Origin of the sequence: Streptomyces albidoflavus, assembly GCF_000719955.1 — a bacterium.
Classification (GTDB): Bacteria; Actinomycetota; Actinomycetes; order Streptomycetales; family Streptomycetaceae; genus Streptomyces; species Streptomyces albidoflavus.
In genome coordinates this window covers 168,588-186,247 of the sequence record NZ_JOII01000006.1, presented here as the reverse complement: position 1 = coordinate 186,247, position 17,660 = coordinate 168,588, and the positions used below count along the sequence as shown (strand labels likewise).

Here is a 17,660-nt window from a genome sequence, read left to right as displayed (position 1 = left end):
GGGCGCATGCCAGGGCGCGGAGCGGAGAACCGGCGGCCCCGTGAGCGAACTTTCCGGCTCCCGTGTTCGTCATTAACCGGTGGGAGAATGATGCCGGGCAGGGCGGAACCAGCACGGGAGAGGGATGACGGCGACACCTTCGCAGCCGGACACACCGACAGGCGGCCGGACCCCTTCGGGGGACGGGGCCCGCCGGGGCTCCGCGCTGCGGGACGCCCTCACCCTGGCGCTGCTTCCCCTTCCCCTGCTGCTGGCGGCGGTGCCCGCCGCGTTCACCGGCGGGGGCACCCGGCGCTGGTTCGGCGGACGCGGCGAGAGCCAGCGGGCCGACGCCCAGGCCGCCAAGGACGCGGCGGCCGCCGCCTTCTACGAGCTGGACACGGCCCAGCGCGATCTGCGGATCTCCATAGAGACCATCGGCGCGGTCGACCCCTCGCCCGCCGCCCGCCGGGCCCAGGAGGAGTTCGTCGCGCTGGGGCAGCGCATCGACGAGGTCAGCCACTTCTACATCGAGGCGGTCGACGCCCACGACCTGGACCGCGACGACCTGGACGCGTCCGTCGCCACCCAGGCCAGGACGCAGCTGACCCGCGCCAAGGACGACCTGGTGCGGGTCCGCCAGGAGCTGGACCGGTTCCAGCGCGGCCTGGCCCCCCTGCTCGACCAGGCCGAGACGCAGCTGGCGCGGCTGGCCCCCGCCGTCGAGCGGGCCCGCCAGGCGCTGCTCGCCGCCAGCCAGGCGCTGGACGCCACCCGCGAGTCGGGGCTGCGCGCGGACGACCTGGCGGCGCGGCTGGCCGCCCTCGGCCCCGAGCTGACCAAGCTGAACCAGGGCGCGGGCCGGCACGGCGTCCAGGAGACCCTGCACCGCGCCGACCAGGTGCTGCGGGAGGCCGAGGCCGTCCGCGCCGAGGCCGAGCGGCTCCCCGAGCGCGCGGCCGAGATCGACCGTCGGCTGGTGAGCCTCAGGACCAGGGCACAGGCACTGACCACCCGGGCGAGCCAGGTCGAGCCGGTCCTCAGCGAGCTGCGGCGACGTTTCTCGGCCGCCTGCTGGCAGGACCTCCAGCCGGTCCCCCAGCAGGCGGCGGAGAGCGTCCGGCAGGCGGAGGCGAAGCTCCGGGAGGCGCGCACGGCCCGCGAGGAGCAGCGCTGGCCGGACGCGACCTCCCTGCTGTCGACGGTGCGCGCGCTGCTGAACTCCACCGACGAGGCCGTCTCGGCCGCCGGCGACCGCCTCCGCCGGCTCAACGAGGTGGCGAAGGACCCGCAGCAGGAGGTGGAGCGGACCCGCTTCGCCATCCGGGACGCGCAGCGGCTGGCGATGGCCGGCCGCAACACCCCGGACCCGCGTCACGCCGGTCCGCTCGACGCCTCGGTGGCCCGCCTGGAACAGGCACTGGCGGGCCTGGAGGGGCGCCACCCGGACTACTGGCACTTCCTCACGGAGACCGAGGCGGTGCGGACCACCGTGGCCGAGGTCGTCTCCCGGATACGCGAGGAGCGCGGCGGGGGCTGACCGGCGCCGGGCTCCCTGGAACGGGGCGGGATCAGCACCCCGCCGACGCCGGCCCTGCGGCTAGCCTGTGCCCATGCCTCGTTACGAATACCGCTGCCGCAGTTGCGGTGACACCTTCGAGCTCAGCCGGCCGATGGCCGAGTCCTCCGACCCGGCGTCCTGCCCGGCGGGTCACGCCGACACCGTGAAGCTGCTGTCGACCGTCGCCGTGGGCGGTTCGGCGGACTCCCCCGCCCGAGGGGGCCCCGCCCCGGCCCCCTCGGGCGGCGGGGGCGGCTGCTGCGGCGGGGGGTGCTGCGGCTGAGCGCCGGGACGCCGCGCCGCCCGTCCCACCGGCCGGGCGGCGGGCACCGTACGCGAGGGCACGCCCTTCCCGTCGGCGCGACGGCCCGACACACCGGCGCCGGAAGCGAAAACCCCTCGTACGGGGCATGCCGGAGTGATCGGACGGCGCCCGGCGGGCTTCAGGAACTCTTCAGCTTCGGCGCTCTAGCGTGGCCGCCATGAGCGACAGCAGCGCACCTCAGTGGATCACCGGCCTGATGGAGAGCCTCGGCGCGCCGGGAGCGGGCATCGCCATCGCGCTGGAGAACCTCTTCCCGCCGATCCCCTCCGAGGTCATCCTGCCGCTGGCCGGGTTCACGGCCGCCACCGGCCAGATGAATCTGGTCGCGGTGCTGATCTGGACGACCATCGGTTCGGTGGTCGGAGCGGTGGCGCTCTACTGGGTGGGCGCGCTGCTCGGCCGGGACCGGACGGTGGCCATCGCCGCCAAGATCCCGCTGCTGAAGGTCGCCGACATCGAGAAGACCGAGGCGTGGTTCAACAAGCACGGCACGAAGGCGGTCTTCTTCGGCCGGATGCTGCCGATCTTCCGCAGTCTCATCTCGGTCCCGGCGGGCATCGAGCGTATGCCGCTGCCGATCTTCCTGGGACTCACCACGCTCGGCAGCGCCATCTGGAACACCCTCTTCGTCATGGCCGGCTACCTGCTGGGTGACAACTGGGAGACGGTCACCGAGTACGTCTCGGTGTACTCGAAGGTGGTGCTCGCGGTGGCCGCCCTGGCCGTCCTGATCTTCCTCGGCGTACGGGTCTTCCGGCCCGGCGGGGGCCAGCGGCGCGGCTGATCCTCTCCCACGAGGCTGACGGGCGTCCGCTCCGGGAACCCCCGGGGCGGACGCCCTCTCTCACTGTCGGGGCACGGTCGTGGCCCGCAGGCCACAGAGCAGAGGAGCGTGTCAGGTGCGCACCACGAGGACCGGACCCGGCAGGCCGTGGCGCGGCGGCTCACTGCTCCTGGCGGCGGCCCTCCTCGCCACCGCTGCCTGCACCGCGGGCGACCGAGCCGGGCCCGGCTCCACGATGGCGCCCGAGGCCCGGACCTATCTCCTCTCCGCGCTGGACACGATGGAGCGGCACTCCCTGGTCCGCGACGAGGTGGACTGGCCGAAGCTCCGCCGGGACGCCCTCGGACGCGCCGAGGGGGCCACGGAACCCGCCGGCACGTACGAGGCGATCGAGCAGGCGCTGCGGGAGCTGGGCGACGGCCACAGCACCTTCCTCACCCCCGAGGAGGCCGAGCGGGCCGAGGACGAGGCACCCGACGACCAGGTACTCCCCGAGGCCCGACGGCTCCCCGAGGGCCTCGGCCGCCTCACGCTGCCCCCGATCCGCTCGGACGCCGCTGCGGGGCCCTACCTCCGTGCCGCCCGCGCCGCCGTGCGCGAGGTGGACCGCGCGGGCGCCTGCGGCTGGGTCGTGGACCTGCGGACCAACACCGGCGGCGACATGTGGACGCCGCTCGCCTCCGCCGGCCCGATCCTCGGCGACGGCGAGGTGGGCGCCTTCGTCGAGGCGGACGGCACACGGACCCCGTGGACGATCGAGAACGGCACACCCCGCCAGTACGCGGACCGGTGGGGCTCCGGCGAGCCGCCGGCCCGCCCCAGGCCGCCGGTGGCGGTGCTGACCGGGCCGCGCACCGCGAGCGCGGGCGAGGCGGTGGCGATCGCCTTCCGGGGCCGCCCCGACACCCGGACCTTCGGCGAGCCGACCTTCGGCGTCCCCACCGCCAACACCCCCTACCCCCTGTCCGACGGCGCCCTGGTCGTCCTGACCACGGCTCGCGAGGCCGACCGCACGGGCCGGGTCCACGACGGCCCGCTCCGTCCCGACGTGGAGGTGGAGTGGGTCAGGGGCAGCGACCGCGTGCTGGCGGCGGCCACCGACTGGCTCGCGGCCCACGACCGCTGCCGGAAGCCCTGACCGTCAGCTGCCGCTGTCGCCCCTGGCCGCCGCGAGGAACCGGCGCAGGATCTCCTCGCCCGCCGCGACGCCCCGCTCGGGCAGCACCGTGAGGCCGGGTGCCGTCCAGCCCTCCTCGGCGAGTTCGCCGTGGCCGGGGCGCCAGGCGCGGTCGGCGGCGAGCAGCAGGTCGGCGTCGAGCAGGGAGTCCCCGGCGGCGAGCGTGGTGTCCGCCCCGGCACGGCGGGCCACCTCGCGCATGGCCGCGCTCTTGGTCAGCGGGCGCGGGACGGCGTAGACCTTGCGGCCCTGGAGGGAGACGGTCCAGCCGCGTTCCCCGGCCCAGGCGGCGGTGGACCTCAGCCAGCTCGCGGAGAGTTCGGCCCGGTCGACGACGAGGTAGGCGAAGAGGTCCTCGGCCACGCGCTCCTTGAGCAGCCAGGCGGGGTCCGCGGTGGCCCGTAGGTGGGCGCTGACCTCGGCGAGCGGCGCGCACTCGGCGTCGAGGCGGCCGCGGACCGAACGGTTCCAGTCCTCGTCGGCGACCCCGTCGACCAGCAGGTGCCCGCCGTTGGCGCAGATCGCGTAGCCGGGGGTGGGCACGGGCAGCCGGATGCGGCGGTACTGCTCCCTGGTCCGGGTGGTGGTGGGGACGAAGAGCGTCTCGCGGGCGAGCGCGCCGAGGAGCCCGGCGGCGGTCTCCGTCAGGTAGGAGAGCGGGCGGCTCTCGTAGACCTCGACGCAGAGCAGCCGGGGCGCCTCGGCGTCGGGCACGGTGAGGCCGAGTGCGGCGGCCGAGTAGATGAGGGTGCGGTCGAGGTCGCTGGCGACGAGGGTGGTCACGCGCTCCCCACCGCCTTGCCGTCGGCACCGGTCGCGCCCCGGGTGTAGCGGGGGTGGATGAGCCCGACGCAGGTGTACGGGAGGTCGTCGCGCTCCTCCACCGGCACGCCCCGCTGCTCCGCGAGAAGCCGTATGTGCGCGAGGTCGGCGCCGGCGCCCCGGCGGGCCAGGATCTTCCAGGGGACGCGGCGCAGCAGGACACGGGTGGTCTCGCCGACGCCGGGCTTGACCAGGTTGACGTCGTGGATGCCCTGCTCCTCGCTGATCCGCTCGACCGCCGCCCAGCCCTCCCAGGTGGGGGCGCGGTCGGCCGAGGCCGCCTCCTTGACCTGCTGGTCCACGGCGTCGGCGACCTCGTCGAAGCGGGCCTCGACGGCCGCGACGAAGTCCCGCGAGACGTCGGAACCGGACAGCTCGCGGTAGAACTTGGCACCGTGGTAGTCGTGCGGGCCGACCAGGTCGTCGCGGAGCACGGTGCGCGATATCAGTCCGGAGACGGTGGAGTTGAGGCAGGCCGAGGGGATCAGGAAGTCCTCGCGGGTGCCGTAGGTGCGCACGCACGAGCCGGGGTCGGCGAGGACCGCGATCTCCGGGTCGAAGCCGGGGAACCCGGCCAGGGCGTCGGCCAGCTCGCGGGTGATGGCGCCCTTGCCGGTCCAGCCGTCCACGAAGACCACGTCCGCCGGGTCGTGGTGCGCGGCCAGCCAGCGCAGCGCGTTGGCGTCGATGCCCCGGCCGCGCACGATGGAGACCGCGTAGTGCGGCAGCTCCGTGCCGTGCCGGTGACGGGCCCAGCGCCGCATGAGGACACCCACCGGGGTACCGGCCCGCGCCAGCGACACCAGCACCGGCCGTGGCGAGCGCTCGGCGAGGACCAGCTCGGTGACGGTGCCGACCGCCCGCGCGATCCGCGCGACCGACCCGGCGAGGGCGTCCCGGTACAGCTCCTGGTACTCCTCGGTCGGCTGGTACTCGACCGGCAGGGACTCGGCGTAGTGGGCCCCGCCACGCTGGACGGCCTCCTCGCGCTCCTCCACGGGCGCCTCCAGCCGCACGGCGGAGAGGTCCTGGAGCAGCCAGCCGACGTCGTCGGGCTCGTACGAGGAGAAGTCGGGGCCACGCAGGGGCGCGGGCAGCACAGGGGGCTCCTGCCGGTCGGGGGTGCGGGGTACGGGGGTGTGGGCGGGGACGACGGCGAGGGCCACCCGGGGCGCGGCGGTGGCGAGCTGGGCGAGGAGCCCGCCGGGGGCGTGCAGGGCCGGGGTGTCGGCGGCGCTGTCGACGACGGCGAGGACGGTGTCGAAGCCGCCGCCCGCGACGTTGTAGGCGTACCGCTCGCCGGGCCCGTCGGCCGGGTCGTCGTGGGCGGGGAAGGCCAGGCGGGTGCGGATGGCGTAGCCGGGGTCGTCCACGGCGAGCACCGGTGAGCGGGTGGTGGTGGAGAACCGCACGTCGAGCCCGGCCTCCTCCAGGGCCCTGGCGAGGACCAGCGGGGCGTACATCAGCTCTTCGAAGCCGAGCACGAGGACGCGTCCGGCCTGCTCGGGGCCGCCGAGCCCGTCGACGATCCGGGCGGCCATCGCGGGCAGGGCCTCCCGGAGGCGGGCCCGGTGGTCCGGGGTGAAGCCGTGGCGGCCGCCGTCGGGCAGACCGGCGGGCCAGCCGAGTTCCAGACGGACGGGGGCGACAGCCGGCGCGCAGGGCACGAGGGGATCGGCGGTGCGGCCGTCCTGCTCCTCGACCAGTCGCAGGCCCCGGGCGAGGACGTCCTCGGGAAGGCGCACGGTGCCCCGGGCGTGGGCGACGACGTCGACGCGGGCGCCGGTCTCCTCGGCGAAGGCGGCGAGCCGGCCGGCGTCCCCCGGGGCCCGCATGTCGACCAGGGCGACGATCACGTAGTGGTCGCGGGGGTGGCGGGCGTGCAGGTCCCGCAGGGTGTTGAGGACGGTGTTGCCGGTGGAGAACTCGTCGTCCACCAGGACCAGCGGCCCCCGGCCCGCCTCCCCGCCCCGGTCGAAGAAGGCGGGGTCCTCGGGGAGCAGCAGGTGGGAGGTGGCGTGCGAGTGCGACTCCTCGAAACCGCCCGCGCTGGGCACCGAGGCGACGGGCCGCCGCGTCGAGTGCAGGTAGGGGGCGGTCTCCAGGCCGTCGGCGACGGCGTGGCCGAGGGCGGTCGCCGTCTCCGCGTAGCCGAGGACGACCGCGCGGGCGGCCTCCTCGGGGCCGAGAAGCGCGCGGACGCGCCGGCCGAGCGTGACGCCGTGGCCGTGGACGACCGAGGGCAGCTGCGGGACGTGTTTGCCGAGGACGCCGGAGACGAGCAGGTGCGCCCGCTTGGGGTTGCGGCGCAGCGCGAGGCCCAGCAGGCCGCGCAGCTCGTCGTCGCCGGCCAGCTCTATGCCGAGCCGGTCGGAGACCCAGGTTCCGGTCCACACCACGTCGTTCGTCTCTTCTCTCTTCTCAGGGCGCGCCGGGGGCGCGTACTCCAGGGTGCGCCTGTCGGGCGCCGTGTTCCTCTTGTGCGGTCGTGACGGCCACCGGGCCCGGGGGCCGGTCAGACGGCGAGCCCCTCGCCCAGCAGCTCCACGAAGCCGATGTCCTCCGCCGCGACCCCGAAGGCCTCGGCGCGCAGCAGGGTGCGCTCCGCCCAGGCCCGGTGCGGCTTGACCTCGTTCATCTTGTTGGTGTACGCGGAACGCAGCACGCCGCCGCCGTCCCGCTCGGGCCGCAGGATGTCCTGCGCGTCGCTGTACTCCTCGTGGCTGACCACGGAGAGTGCGTGCACGGGCAGGACGTGGGACGGGTGGATGCAGGTCTTGCCGAGCAGGCCGTTGGCCCGGTCCAGCTCGATCTCCCGGAGCAGGCCGTCCATGTCGTGCTCGATGAGCGAGGCGCGCAGCTCCTCGGCGCGGCCCAGGAAGGGGCTGCGCCGCAGCTGCGGCTTGAACATGCGCTCCTGGACGCGGAAGTACTCCCAGACCGGCCCGGTGACGGTGAAGCCGGTGCCGTCGGCCCTGCCCAGGACGTTGACCACGTCGGCGATGACGGAGGCGACGATCTGGACGTCGTAGGCGGTCATGTCGGGCGGGCGGCGCAGCCCGTAGGCGGAGCAGAAGTCGGTGACGCCCAGCCGCAGGGCCAGGACCCGGTCGCGGTACTTGTCGACGGTGCCGGCGATCCCGGTGAGCGTGGCGGTGCGGGTCTCGACGTGGAGCAGCTCGGGGGATTCCAGGACGGGCATGGCGAAGAGGCGGTGCCCGCTGCGGGCCTCGGCGGTGGCCAGCGCCTCCAGGTAGGGCACGCCGCGCTCCTCGGTGAACTTCGGGAGGACGAAGCCGGAGAGCAGGCGGACGGCTGGGCCGAGGCGGCGCACCAGGTCGGGGATCTGCTCGGGGTCGCGGACCCGGATGAAGAGGAGCGGGGGCTCGGCCTCGCCCGCCTCGGCACGGGCGGCGAGGTCGGCGAACTGGGCCACGAGGTTGGCCTCGGCGCCGGGGACGTCGGCGTCGGCGATCGAGTCCTCCAGGCAGAGGACCATCGAGACGACGCCGCGGGCGGCCTGCTTGTGGACGTCGTCGGCGAGGGTGGGGCGCGTGGCCGGGCTGTACAGCGTCGCCCCCAGGGCGGTGGCCAGGATGGGGGCCGGCGACTCGGCCGTGAAGACGGCGGGCTCCCGGTGGAAGAGGCGCCGCCGCGCTTCAGGGGCAAGATGCCCGAAATGACGCATGTAAATCCCCCGTAGTGCCTGGGTGGCCGCGAATATGTGGCCGGTAATAGTACGTAGGAGCGCATATCCAGGGTTCCCGTCCACCATGAATTTCTGGTAACCCGGGCGCGTCGCCGCAGCGCTCCCGCCAAGTCCGACCCGCCCCCCGCATTGTCCGCCGTACCTCGCAACAGGCAGGATGACCGCATGACGCACGCCATGCTGAAGGGGTCCAACGTCCCGCTCGACGCGACGGCCGTCCGCGCCGTTCTGTGCTGGACGGCCGCCCCGGACGTGCCGGACGTGGACGCGTCGGCCCTGCTGCTCGCCGACGACGGCCGGGTGCGCTCCGACGAGGACTTCGTCTTCTACAACCAGCCCCGGCACCCGTCCGGCGCGGTGTGGCGGCTCGGCAAGCGGCGTGTGCCCGAGGGGCTGACCGACACCCTCCAGGCCGACCTCGCGGGCCTGGAACCGCAGGTCCGGCGCATACTCCTGGTCGCCTCCACCGACGAGCTGCCCTTCGAGCGCGTCCCCTCCCTGCGCATCGACCTCTACGACACCTCCGGCGCCGACGCGACCGGCGCCACCGAGGGCGCCCCCGTCGCCACCTTCGAGGTGCAGCCCGAGACCGGCGCCGAGACCGCGCTGATCTGCGGCGAGCTGTACCGCCGGGGCGAGGGCTGGAAGTTCCGGGCGCTCGGCGAGGGGTACTCCAACGGGCTCGTCGGGCTCGCCACCGACTTCGGCATCTCCGTCGACGACTCGGAGGAGCCCGCGGCCGCCGGCCCCGGGGACCCCGCCGAGCTTCCGGACGCCCCGGAGTTCCCGGCCGCCCCCGAGACCCCCGCGCCTCTCGCCGCCCAGCCGCTGCCGCCCACCACGGCCGGGCCGCAGCCCCCGGCGCAGCCGGCCGTGCCGCCGCCGCCGAACTTCCCGCCCCCGGCTCCGGACCCGGACGCGACCCGGGCACCACTGCCCCCGCAGGCCCCTGCCCCGCAGCCCGCCTACGGCTACCCGCAGCCCGCGGCGGCCGGATACGGCTATCCGCACCCCGGACCGCCGCCCGCGCACCCTTCGCAGACCCCGCCGCCGCACCAGCCCGCCTACGGCTACCCGCAGGCGGTCGGCGGCCCCGCCGGGTCGTTCCGGCTGCCGCCGCAGGGGCCGCAGTTCATCAGCGGCTGACGCCCGGGCCACGTCCGTGAGCACCGGCCACGGGCGGCCCGGCGGCGGCCGGGCTCCGCAGACCCGTCAGCGGGTGCCGGTGCTCTTGTACCCGCGGCCCCACTGGAGCCCCCAGCCGTACAGCCGGTCGATCTCGGACTGGAACCCGTAGACGTACTTGACCTCACGGCGCACCGTCAGTTCGCCCTTGCGGTTGTCGAGCGAGAAGACCGCGCACGACCTGGCCTGCGGGGCCCGCTCCTCCAGCTCGATCTCGATGCGCGGGCCGGTGGCCGGGTAGAGGGTGACGACGGCCTGGGTGCGGTCGAAGGCCGGGGTCTTGTCGTAGATGTAGACGAAGACGAGGAGCCGCTTGATCTCCTCGCGCTGGTCGAGATTGACGTAGAGCGTCTCGCCCGATCCCGAGCCGAACCGGTCGTCGCCGCTGAGCTTCACGAAGGGCGCGGTGTTGAGGTCACCGTAGAGTTCGCCGAGCGGCTGGACGACGCCCTTGTTGCCGTCGGCCATCTCGTAGAGGCAGCCCATGTCGAGGTCGACGTTGACCACGCCCTGCGTGTGGGCCTGCACGACCTCCGGCTGGAACGCCTTGAAGGGGTGACGCAGCAGGGCCCGCGAGGACGTGGTGGACCGCTTGCCGAAGTCGGCCGGGCGCATCTGCCAGGAGAGGTTGACGCGGAGGTTGCCGGTGGCGGCTCCCTGCTTGACCAGGGAGACCTGCGGCTGGCGCTTGGTCAGCCGTATCGAGTTGCTGCCGACGCTTCCTGAGTCGAACTGCGCCGCCGCGTTGCGACCACCCAGCAGACCGTCCCAGAAGGACATGCCACCCCCAGACCTTCGGTTTCTCGTCCCGCCCATGCCGACGGGGCGGCGCCGAGGTCGTCTCGACAACCGCCCCGCTGGGAGCGTTCCTCAGTTCGGGCCCGGTCACACCCGCGGCCCGGCCCGGAGTCAGACTCCGGAGGGAATTTCGGCCTTGTCCTTGGAATCCTCGCCGCCCTCGGCGGCCAGCCGCTTGTTGCGGCGTACCGAGGACCAGAACGAGACGCCGATCAGCACCACGCCGATGAGGCCCGTGATCATCTCGCTGATCTGGAAGCGGATGGTGACGAGCAGGATCGCCGCGAGGGCGCCGATGGCGTAGTGGGCGCCGTGCTCCAGGTACACGTAGTCGTCGAGGGTTCCCTCGCGGACCAGGTACACCGTGAGCGAACGGACGTACATGGCGCCGATGCCGAGGCCGAGCGCCATCAGCACGATGTCGTTGGTGATGGCGAAGGCGCCGATCACGCCGTCGAACGAGAAGGAGGCGTCGAGCACTTCCAGGTAGAGGAACATGAAGAAGGCCGCCTTGCCGGCCAGCTTCACCGCGGAGACGGGCTTCCCCTGCCGCTTGGCCTCTTCCTCGGCCTCGTGCTCGCGTTCCTCACCCTCTTCGAGCTTGTCCTCGAAGAAGCTGGAGAGACCGCCGACGATCAGATACGTGATGAGACCGGCGATGCCGGCCAGCAGCACGGTCTCCGCCTTGTCGGCATGGGTACCGCCGTGCTGGTGTGCCTGGCTGCCGAAGGTCATCGCCGAGATGAGCAGGACGATGAGAGCGATGCAGACCGAGAGCATGTCGACGCGGCCGAGCTTGGCCAGCGGACGCTCGATCCAGGTGAGCCACTTGATCTCGCGGTCCTCGAAGAGGAAGTTGAGGAAGATCATCAACAGGAACATGCCACCGAAGGCGGCGATCGACGGATGCGCGTCGGTGACCAGCTCCTGGTAGTGGTCCTTGTCGGTCATCGCCAGGTCGACGGCCTCGATCGGGCCGATCTTGGCGCTGATGGCGACGATCACGACGGGGAAGACCAGTCGCATACCGAAGACGGCGATCAGGATGCCGATGGTGAGGAAGATCTTCTGCCAGAAGGCATTCATCTTCTTCAGGATTCCGGCGTTGACCACCGCGTTGTCGAACGACAGCGAGATCTCGAGGATGGACAGGATCGCCACGACCCCGAAGCCCGCCCACCCCCCGTAGAGCACGGCTGCGACGAGTCCGAGCGCGGTGACCGCGAAGGACCAGCCGAAGGTTTTCAGAACCACTGGATACCCAATCCCTGTATGTACTACGAGGCTCCCCCGTCCGTACCCGGCTTTAGGAGACGCTGACCCCGAAGTCTAGAGCGATGCCCCTGAGGCCGGACGCGTACCCCTGTCCCACCGCCCGGAACTTCCACTCGCCCCCGTACCGGTACAGCTCGCCGAAGATCATCGCCGTCTCCGTGGAGGCGTCCTCGCTGAGGTCGTAGCGGGCCAGCTCCTGCCCGTCGGCCTGGTTGACCACGCGGATGAACGCGTTGCTCACCTGCCCGAACGTCTGGCCCCTGACGTCGGCCTCATGGATCGAGACGGGGAAGACGATCTTGTCGCAGTGGGCGGGCACCTGGGCGAGGTCGACCAGCAGGGACTCGTCGTCGCCGTCCCCCTCACCCGTGAGGTTGTCGCCGGTGTGCTCGACCGAGCCGTCCGGGCTCTTGAGGTTGTTGTAGAAGACGAACCACTCGTCGCCCATCACCCGGCCCGAGGTGCAGAGCAGCGCGCTCGCGTCGAGGTCGAACGGGGCGCCGGTGGTGGAGCGGGCATCCCAGCCGAGGCCGACCAGGACCTGTGTGAGGTTCGGCGCGGCCTTGGAGAGGGAGACGTTTCCCCCTTTGGCAAGCGTGACACCCATGATCGCTTTCCTCCCCGATGTGACAGCGTGCGCATTCTTGACGAGGTCCGGCGCCGCACGAAACGTGCGGCGCCGGACGGGAACAGCCCTGGAGACTGCTCGGATCAGACGTTGACGCCGAAGTCCTGCGCGATGCCGCGCAGACCCGAGGCGTACCCCTGGCCGATGGCGCGGAACTTCCACTCGGCGCCGTTGCGGTACAGCTCGCCGAAGACCATGGCGGTCTCCGTGGAGGCGTCCTCGGAGAGGTCGTAACGGGCGATCTCCTGGTCGTTGGCCTGGTTGACCACGCGGATGAACGCGTTGCGCACCTGGCCGAAGGACTGCTGGCGGTTCTCCGCGTCGTAGATGGAGACCGGGAACACGATCTTGGTGACCTCGGCCGGGACACCGGCCAGGTTCACCTTGATCTGCTCGTCGTCGCCCTCGCCCTCACCGGTGATGTTGTCGCCGGTGTGCTCGACCGAGCCGTCGGGGCTCTTGAGGTTGTTGAAGAACACGAAGCCCTGGTCGCTGGTGACCTTGCCGTCGGCGTTCGTCAGGATGGCGCTGGCGTCGAGGTCGAAGTCGGTACCCGTGGTGGTACGGACGTCCCACCCCAGACCGATGGTGACCGCGGTCAGGCCAGGCGCCTCCTTGGTCAGCGAGACATTGCCGCCCTTGCTGAGGCTGACTCCCACGAGTCCTCCCATTCGCGTGTCGAGGGGGTGGTGGCGCGGTGCGGTGGTGCCGCGGGCGCCGTCGCCCCTGTCGTCGTTCAGTGCTGTCGGATGAACGTCTGGATACTAGTGACGGGTTCCCGCCCGCACCGGCCGTTACCCCTGATCGTTCAGAGCGTGTCCAGCGCCTTCACGTACTCGTTCAGGTCGCGGGCGTCGGGGAGACCGTTGACCACGGTCCAGCGCACGACGCCCTCCTTGTCGATGATGAAGGTGCCGCGGACCGCGCAGCCCTTCGCCTCGTCGAAGACCTCGTAGGCACGCGAGGCCTCGCCGTGCGGCCAGAAGTCCGACAGCAGGGGGTACTCGAGCCCCTCCTGCTCCGCGAAGACCCGCAGCGCGAACGGCGAGTCGTTGGAGACGGCGAGCAGCTGGGTGTCGTCGTTGACGAACTTCGGCAGCTCCTCGCGCAGCGCGCAGAGCTCACCCGTGCACACGCCGGTGAACGCGAACGGGTAGAAGAGGAGCACCACGTTCTTCTCGCCACGGAACTCCGAGAGCCGCACGGTCTGGCCGTGCTGGTCCTTCAGCTCGAAGTCCGGGGCCTTGGTGCCAACCTCGATCGCCATGGGTACGCATCCCTTCACTGAGCCGGTGAGCGGTCCCCCTCCAGGCCACGGTCGGCCGAAGGAAGGTGAGCCCACCCTACGCACGCCTCCCTCACCCGGAACGCGCCAGGCCCCCTCGGTCACGGCCGAGGGGGCCTGGCGGACGGCACAGCCGCGCCGGGACGCCGGTGGGGGGTGGTCCGCCACCCACGTCGCGACGGACGCGGTTCAGCGCTTGGACTTGGCGCCCTTGGGCGTGACCAGGCGGCTGCCGGTCCAGTCCTTGCCGGCGTTGATGCTCTTGGTCTGGGCGAGGCCCGCCGTCTGGGCGGCCTCGTTGATCTCGCTCGGCTCGATGTAGCCGTCCCGGCCCGTCTTCGGGGTCAGCAGCCACACGGGCTGGCCGTCCTCGACGAGCTGCGAGGCGTCGACCAGTGCGTCGGTCAGATCGCCGTCGTCATCGCGGAACCAGAGCATGACGGAGTCGGCCACATCGTCGTACTCCTCGTCGGCGAGCTCGCCGCCGATGAGGGCTTCGATGGCCTCACGGAGCTCCTGATCGACATCGTCGTCGTAGCCGATCTCCTGGACCACCTGCTCGGGCTGGAAACCCAGCCTTGCGGCAGGGTTGGTCCGCTCCTCCGCGTGGTCCGCGGTCGCGCTCACGGTGTGCCTCCTGATCATGTTTCGGGAAATGCTGCTGCCACGCGCGGGCGCGAAGCATTGGCCGTAGTCCACACGGGCGCGACGGATCGCGCAAGTACCCGGCCGTCGAGACCGCCGAAACGGTGACGTTCCATCCCGTCCCGACGCATCCGACACCACGAGTTTACGCAGGTCCCTGCCGCCGGTCACGGTCGAGCGCGCGGATCGGTGCTCCCGGCGGCCCCAGCGGGGCGCCCGGACCGAACGGCCATGCGATATCCGTCGAGGCCCCGGGCGTATCGTTGCGGTTTGGGTCGGCTCACACCGGCCCGCTCTCGGGGCGCCGTCGGCCGGGCGTCCCCGGTTGGTGGTTACCGCCGGGTAGAGATGACGGAACCGCCCCACCGATGGACCATGGGGAGCGGCCCGACCTCCCTGACGTGCACGACCGAACAGCGAAGGAACAGCGTGGCTTCCGGACCCGATCGCAACCCGATCATCATTGGCGGCCTGCCCAGCCAGGTCCCGGACTTCGATCCCGAAGAGACCCAGGAATGGCTGGACTCCCTCGACGCCGCCGTCGACGAGCGCGGCCGGCAGCGGGCGCGCTATCTCATGCTCCGTCTGATCGAGCGAGCCCGCGAGAAGCGGGTCGCCGTCCCGGAGATGCGCAGCACGGACTACGTCAACACGATCGCGACCAAGGACGAGCCGTTCTTCCCCGGCAACGAGGAGGTCGAGCGGAAGATCCTCAACGCGACCCGGTGGAACGCCGCGGCGATGGTCTCCCGCGCACAGCGCCCCGGAATCGGCGTCGGCGGGCACATCGCGACCTTCGCCTCCTCGGCCTCCCTGTACGACGTCGGCTTCAACCACTTCTTCCGCGGCAAGGACGGGGGTGACGGCGGCGACCAGATCTTCTTCCAGGGCCACGCCTCCCCCGGCATCTACGCCCGCGCGTTCCTCCTGGACCGTTTCACCGAGGAGCAGCTCGACGGCTTCCGCCAGGAGAAGTCGAAGGCGCCGAACGGTCTCTCCAGCTATCCGCACCCGCGCTCCATGCCGGACTTCTGGGAGTTCCCCACCGTCTCCATGGGCCTCGGCCCGCTGGGCGCGATCTTCCAGGCGCGGATGAACCGCTACATGGAGGCCCGGGGGATCGCCGACACCTCCGCCTCGCACGTGTGGGCGTTCCTCGGCGACGGCGAGATGGACGAGCCGGAGTCGCTCGGCCAGCTCTCGATCGCGGCCCGCGAGGGACTCGACAACCTCACCTTCGTCGTCAACTGCAACCTTCAGCGCCTCGACGGCCCGGTACGCGGCAACGGCAAGATCATCCAGGAGCTCGAGTCGCAGTTCCGCGGCGCGGGCTGGAACGTGATCAAGCTCGTCTGGGACCGCTCCTGGGACCCGCTGCTCGCCCAGGACCGGGACGGCCTGCTGGTCAACAAGTTGAACACCACACCGGACGGACAGTTCCAGACCTACGCCACCGAGACGGGCTCCTACATTCGCGAGCACTTCTTCGGCAGCGACCAGCGGCTGCGCAGCATGGTCGAGAACATGAGCGACGACCAGATCCTGCACCTGGGTCGCGGTGGCCACGACCACCGGAAGATCTATGCGGCGTTCGCCGCGGCCAAGGCCCACAAGGGCCAGCCGACGGTGATCCTGGCGCAGACGGTCAAGGGGTGGACCCTCGGGCCCAACTTCGAGGGCCGCAACGCCACCCACCAGATGAAGAAGCTCACCGTCGCCGACCTCAAGGGCTTCCGCGACCGGCTCCACCTGCCGATCCCCGACAAGGAGCTGGAGGACGGCCTGCCGCCGTACTTCCACCCCGGCCCCGAGTCGGAGGAGATCCAGTACATGCACGACCGCCGGAGCGCGCTCGGCGGGTACGTACCGACCCGGGTGGTGCGGGCCAAGCCGCTTCCGCAGCCGGCCGACAAGACCTACGCGAGCGTGAAGAAGGGGTCGGGCCAGCAGGCGATCGCCACGACGATGGCCTTCGTCCGTCTTCTCAAGGACCTCATGCGGGACAAGGAGATCGGCAAGCGGTTCGTGCTGATCGCCCCCGACGAGTACCGGACCTTCGGAATGGACTCGTTCTTCCCCAGCGCCAAGATCTACAACCCGCTGGGCCAGCAGTACGAGTCCGTCGACCGCGAACTGCTCCTGGCCTACAAGGAGTCGCCGACCGGGCAGATGCTGCACGACGGGATCTCGGAGGCCGGCTGCACGGCCTCGCTGATCGCGGCCGGCTCCGCCTACGCCACCCACGGCGAACCGCTGATCCCCGTCTACGTCTTCTACTCGATGTTCGGGTTCCAGCGCACCGGCGACCAGTTCTGGCAGATGGCGGACCAACTGGCTCGCGGATTCGTGCTCGGCGCCACGGCGGGCCGGACCACCCTCACCGGCGAGGGGCTCCAGCACGCCGACGGCCACTCTCAGCTGCTCGCCTCCACCAACCCCGCGGTCGTCGCCTACGACCCGGCGTTCGGCTACGAGATCGCGCACATCGTCCAGGACGGCCTGCGGCGGATGTACGGGCCGGACAGCGAGGACGTGTTCTTCTACCTCACCGTCTACAACGAGCCGATCCAGCACCCCGCGGAGCCGGAGGACGTCGACGTCGAAGGCATCCTCAAGGGCGTGCACCGGCTGCGGGCCGGCGAATCGGGCGAGGTCCCGGCTCAGATCCTCGCCTCGGGCGTGGCCGTGCCGTGGGCCCTGGAGGCCCAGCGGATCCTGGCGGAGGAGTGGGGCGTACGGGCCGACGTGTGGTCGGCGACCTCCTGGAACGAGCTGCGCCGCGAGGCGATCGACGTGGAGCGGCACAACCTGCTCCACCCGGACGAGGAACAGCGCGTTCCGTACGTGACGCAGAAGCTGTCCGGCTCGGAGGGTCCCTTCGTGGCGGTCTCCGACTGGATGCGCGCGGTCCCCGACCAGATCTCCCGCTGGGTGCCCGGGACTTACCAGTCGCTCGGCGCCGACGGGTTCGGCTTCGCCGACACCCGGGGCGCGGCCCGGCGGTTCTTCCACATCGACGCGCAGTCGATCGTGCTGGCCGTGCTGACCGAGCTGGCCCGTGAGGGCAAGGTCGACCGTGCCGCTCCCAAGCAGGCGATGGACCGGTACCAGCTGCTCGACGTGGCAGCCGCGGACCCGGGTGCGGCGGGCGGCGACGCCTGACCCGCGAGCCTCGTGGTGTGGCCCGGAGGGCGGCGGAGTGAAGGTCTCCGCCGCCCTCCGGCACGTCCGGAGCAGACGGAACAGGCGGACCGCCTTGGCTGCCAGACGCCCCATCCAGCCCCGCACCGCTGCGGTCGTGCGGTACGCGGCCCGTCGGGCTCCTGTGTGATCGGGGCCTCCGCAGCGGGCTGAGCTGGTGCGGCGCAGACCTTCAAGGGGGCCTGGCCGGTGTGGGACGGCCCGGGCGGCGCCGCGTCCGCGGTTCCCCGGCGGCCTCGTCCCGGCCCGTCCGGCCGGGCGTCGCTGGGCCCGGTGAGGTGCGGCC

At 72.1% G+C, this 17,660-nt stretch carries 15 protein-coding genes; 6 read left to right on the top strand and 9 right to left on the bottom strand.

What is annotated here, in order from left to right; all coding sequences use genetic code 11:
- The first annotated feature begins 124 nt into the window (after nt 1-124).
- The 4 genes from IF45_RS0108655 (at nt 125) to IF45_RS0108640 (ending at nt 3,787) form a co-directional block, all read left to right on the top strand.
- Entirely contained in the window at nt 125-1,519 is a 1,395-nt protein-coding gene (locus IF45_RS0108655; RefSeq protein ID WP_008409255.1) for a coiled-coil domain-containing protein, read from the top strand.
- 73 nt (nt 1,520-1,592) lie between these two features.
- Nucleotides 1,593-1,823, top strand: coding sequence for an FmdB family zinc ribbon protein (locus tag IF45_RS32175; RefSeq protein WP_030306595.1), 231 nt, complete (start codon nt 1,593-1,595; stop codon nt 1,821-1,823).
- A gap of 199 nt (nt 1,824-2,022) precedes the next feature.
- Complete coding sequence (locus IF45_RS0108645) at nt 2,023-2,649, top strand: DedA family protein (RefSeq protein WP_008409256.1); 627 nt, start codon at nt 2,023-2,025, stop codon at nt 2,647-2,649.
- Nucleotides 2,650-2,764: 115 nt separating this feature from the next.
- Nucleotides 2,765-3,787, top strand: coding sequence for a S41 family peptidase (locus tag IF45_RS0108640; protein ID WP_030306594.1), 1,023 nt, complete (start codon nt 2,765-2,767; stop codon nt 3,785-3,787).
- Between the two features lie 3 nt (nt 3,788-3,790).
- On the opposite strand, the gene IF45_RS0108635 is transcribed toward IF45_RS0108640, so the two are convergent.
- The 3 genes from IF45_RS0108635 to IF45_RS0108625 all read right to left on the bottom strand — a co-directional run bounded on the left by IF45_RS0108635 (nt 3,791) and on the right by IF45_RS0108625 (nt 8,336).
- Nucleotides 3,791-4,609: an HAD family hydrolase gene (locus IF45_RS0108635; RefSeq protein ID WP_030306592.1), complete on the bottom strand. Its 819-nt coding sequence runs from the start codon at nt 4,607-4,609 to the stop codon at nt 3,791-3,793.
- Nucleotides 4,606-7,047: a phosphoribosyltransferase gene (locus IF45_RS0108630; protein WP_030306590.1), complete on the bottom strand. Its 2,442-nt coding sequence runs from the start codon at nt 7,045-7,047 to the stop codon at nt 4,606-4,608. Before IF45_RS0108630 ends, IF45_RS0108635 begins: the two co-directional genes overlap by 4 nt.
- A gap of 116 nt (nt 7,048-7,163) precedes the next feature.
- Nucleotides 7,164-8,336 (bottom strand): HpcH/HpaI aldolase/citrate lyase family protein, encoded by a 1,173-nt coding sequence (locus IF45_RS0108625; RefSeq protein ID WP_003947843.1) that lies wholly within the window; start codon nt 8,334-8,336, stop codon nt 7,164-7,166.
- A 186-nt stretch (nt 8,337-8,522) separates the two neighbouring features.
- Between IF45_RS0108625 and IF45_RS0108620 the strand changes: the two genes are divergently transcribed.
- Nucleotides 8,523-9,503, top strand: coding sequence for a TerD family protein (locus IF45_RS0108620; protein WP_030306588.1), 981 nt, complete (start codon nt 8,523-8,525; stop codon nt 9,501-9,503).
- Nucleotides 9,504-9,569: 66 nt separating this feature from the next.
- On the opposite strand, the gene IF45_RS0108615 is transcribed toward IF45_RS0108620, so the two are convergent.
- From IF45_RS0108615 to IF45_RS0108590, 6 genes are all read right to left on the bottom strand, one after another.
- Entirely contained in the window at nt 9,570-10,322 is a 753-nt protein-coding gene (locus IF45_RS0108615; protein WP_008405486.1) for a TerD family protein, read from the bottom strand.
- A 129-nt stretch (nt 10,323-10,451) separates the two neighbouring features.
- Nucleotides 10,452-11,594 (bottom strand): DUF475 domain-containing protein, encoded by a 1,143-nt coding sequence (locus IF45_RS0108610; RefSeq protein WP_003947846.1) that lies wholly within the window; start codon nt 11,592-11,594, stop codon nt 10,452-10,454.
- A gap of 52 nt (nt 11,595-11,646) precedes the next feature.
- Nucleotides 11,647-12,222 carry a TerD family protein gene (locus IF45_RS0108605; RefSeq protein ID WP_003947847.1) on the bottom strand — a complete coding sequence of 192 codons (576 nt, stop codon included), beginning with the start codon at nt 12,220-12,222 and terminating at the stop codon, nt 11,647-11,649.
- Between the two features lie 104 nt (nt 12,223-12,326).
- Complete coding sequence (locus IF45_RS0108600; RefSeq protein WP_003947848.1) at nt 12,327-12,902, bottom strand: TerD family protein; 576 nt, start codon at nt 12,900-12,902, stop codon at nt 12,327-12,329.
- A 149-nt stretch (nt 12,903-13,051) separates the two neighbouring features.
- Nucleotides 13,052-13,510, bottom strand: coding sequence for a peroxiredoxin (locus IF45_RS0108595; protein WP_003947849.1), 459 nt, complete (start codon nt 13,508-13,510; stop codon nt 13,052-13,054).
- Between the two features lie 207 nt (nt 13,511-13,717).
- The gene (locus IF45_RS0108590; protein ID WP_008405485.1) at nt 13,718-14,155 is read right to left on the bottom strand and encodes a DUF3052 domain-containing protein; all 438 of its coding nucleotides are present in this window, start codon (nt 14,153-14,155) and stop codon (nt 13,718-13,720) included.
- A 447-nt stretch (nt 14,156-14,602) separates the two neighbouring features.
- Between IF45_RS0108590 and aceE the strand changes: the two genes are divergently transcribed.
- Nucleotides 14,603-17,335 (top strand): pyruvate dehydrogenase (acetyl-transferring), homodimeric type, encoded by a 2,733-nt coding sequence (gene aceE / locus IF45_RS0108585; protein WP_010637642.1) that lies wholly within the window; start codon nt 14,603-14,605, stop codon nt 17,333-17,335.
- The last annotated feature ends 325 nt before the right edge of the window (nt 17,336-17,660 follow it).